Genomic DNA, 2,525 nt, shown 5'->3' on the forward strand with positions numbered 1-2,525 from the left:
TGACTTAATTTCAAAATCGCTACTATACTTATCAATCCAAGTCGACAATATATATGTATTTCGATTTTTTGGGTCAGGATAAAATGGTTCTCCAAAGTTGACAGATTCAGATTCCTGTTTTAATTTATAGTTTTTAAAGTCAGATTCAGATTCCAATTCAATTATGAATGGTTTGTGTCCATCATAGGTCACTTTTATTTTCGGGTCATAACAGAAACCTGTCATTTCTCCAATACTAAATTTTCCGTTTTGGTCAGAAATCGAATTTAGATTTCTTCCAAGCATTTCAATTTTCGCGCCGCTTATTGCTTGACCTGTATTTGATGAAATAATTTTTCCATTTACTTCAATCCAACAATCACAAGAACAAAGCAAAAGTAAAATTCCGATAAATGTAAAAAACTTGATTTTCATTGTTGTTCTCAAATAGTGGCTAACGGTTACGTATAAGAATAGTGCGTTTTTGTGTCCGAGGATTTTCCGCAGGAAAATCAGAGTGACTAAAAATGCACTAACCTTTTGATTAAGAAATAAATTTAAGCATTATTTCTTATACTTTGTTGTACGCTGGCTTTTATTTTATCTTTCAATATTATAATACTAGGAACTATTGAAAAGATTGCACTTAATCCAATTGTAAGTCCGAAATTTATATTGTTCCAATGAATTTTGACAATTCCGTTATCACAAGCCGTACATTGTACTACTTTTAAATTTGCATTAATTGCTGAAATTAGGAAAATAGAGATTCCAAAAATCAGTAGGCAAAGTATAGTATTTTTCAAAATCCGCTTTGTTTTAAGTCCGATGTTTGCCAATAAAAAAGTCATTAAAGCAAATCCAAGTATATATTCGAATGTTCTGTCCGAAAAGATGGAAATGTTTTTTCCCACAAACTGAATTTTGTCGGAAGTCGAAAACTTGAATATATCTTGAATTATTCCTCGGAGAAATGACTCAAAATAGAATCCGATACTCATTCCAAGAATAAATCCAACTATTCCGATAAATACTTTTTTTATCAATTTGAGTGAGTTTTTCAGCTTGCGTACAACGGTTTTATATATGATTTGTTGCGTTTTTCAAGCACTGAATTTAGTAAATAAAAACCGAATAGAAAATCCGCGAGGATTTTCGTAAGTAGGCTAGAACCAGCAATAAATTATATATGTTGTTGTACCACGTTATTTTTTTATTCGATTATATTTTTTAAGCGTTTCTATGAGTAAATCGTGTGGTAGAGCAAATGATTTATTTCCATTAATTCCTTCCATAGTTTCAGCAGCTACCATAGCGTTGATAATTGCTTCCTCAACCGCTTGTACAGTTGCTTCAAAAACTGGCATTAGTAAGTCATTCGGCATTGATTTCACAGTTGTTGTCTCGTCTCGATTAAAAGCATTTTCATTAGCAGTTGAAAAGGCTAAGAAAATATCTCCCGAACCATTGCTTCCTCGCCCGCCTACAATTCCAACACCTAATGGAATTCTTTGAGCAATTCTTTTTAATTGGTGTGGTAAAAGAGGTATGTCTGTTGCAATAATTACTATAATAGAGCCATCTCCTTCTTGTCTTCTTGAGGTTGGTGGGGCATGGGTGATATAGTTTAGGGTATCCTTAAGTTCGATTCCAACAGGAACACCAGCTACGGTAAAGTTTCTTTTTGCTCCAAAATTGGATTGTACAATTGCTCCAACAGTATATGTTGAATCTTTTATTTTAAAAATTCTCGAAGAAGTTCCTGTGCCTCCCTTAAAACCCAAACATTCCATTCCAGTACCGCCACCAACATTCCCTTCAGCTATTTTACCTCCTGTAGAATTTTCTATTGCTTCCAAAACATGTTCTTCCTTGACATGGAAACCATATATATCATTAAGACCACCATCATATGTTTCTGCTACGACAGGATAAGTGTACCACCAATCTTCTCCACTATACCAATCTGTATCTACGTACCATTTCAAAACTGCATCTCGAACAACTCCAACACTGTTAGTGTTTGTAATCATAATGGGTGTTTCCAAAAAACCCGATTCAGTTATCCAGGTTGTACCTGTCATTTCTCCATTTCCATTTAAACTGTACCAGTTGGCATATACTGGACTGAATTTTTTGGTTTTTCCTCTCGGAAAAATTGCAGTAACACCAGTTCTAACGGGACCTTTGCCTATAATATTTTTTCCTTCTCCAGATATTATTGTGCTATAACCTACTTCAACTCCTTTAACATCTGTAATGGCATTGAATTCTCCTGTTCTACCAACAAAAGGAACACCCAAATCTCTTGCTCTTGGTTTTTGTCCGTAGGATTGTGAACAAATGAGGATTACTATAAAAATTGAAAATATTCTATTCATATTGGTTGGTTTTTAATGTGGTACAACGGTTACGTATAATATTAGTGGCGCGTTTAGGCACTAATTTAATAAATAGAAACTTGCCAGCGGAAAATTCCGAAGGAATTTTCCAAGTAGGCTAGAACCAGCCATTAATTTTATGCTTTGTTGGCAAATCGTTATTTT

The 2,525-nt window shown here is 34.0% G+C and carries 3 protein-coding genes; all 3 read right to left on the reverse strand.

The genetic code is table 11. The features are described from left to right. Window positions 1-414 (reverse strand): carboxypeptidase-like regulatory domain-containing protein (locus ACH5TX_RS00320; RefSeq protein ID WP_439337571.1); only part of this gene is annotated, 414 nt, incomplete at its 3' end. Between the two features lie 122 nt (window positions 415-536). Then, window positions 537-1,025 carry a hypothetical protein gene (locus tag ACH5TX_RS00325; RefSeq protein WP_439337572.1) on the reverse strand — a complete coding sequence of 163 codons (489 nt, stop codon included), beginning with the start codon at window positions 1,023-1,025 and terminating at the stop codon, window positions 537-539. A gap of 159 nt (window positions 1,026-1,184) precedes the next feature. Next, window positions 1,185-2,360 carry a DmpA family aminopeptidase gene (locus tag ACH5TX_RS00330; RefSeq protein WP_439337573.1) on the reverse strand — a complete coding sequence of 392 codons (1,176 nt, stop codon included), beginning with the start codon at window positions 2,358-2,360 and terminating at the stop codon, window positions 1,185-1,187. Window positions 2,361-2,525 lie beyond the last annotated feature (165 nt).

The organism is Thalassobellus citreus, from assembly GCF_044385915.1.
GTDB classification, from domain to species: domain Bacteria; phylum Bacteroidota; class Bacteroidia; order Flavobacteriales; family Flavobacteriaceae; genus Thalassobellus; species Thalassobellus citreus.

What these genes read in the sequence shown, in the direction of transcription:
- ACH5TX_RS00330 (WP_439337573.1), bottom strand. Translation starts at nt 2,360, where the DNA reads ATGAATAGAATATTTTCAATTTTTATAGTAATCCTCATTTGTTCACAA.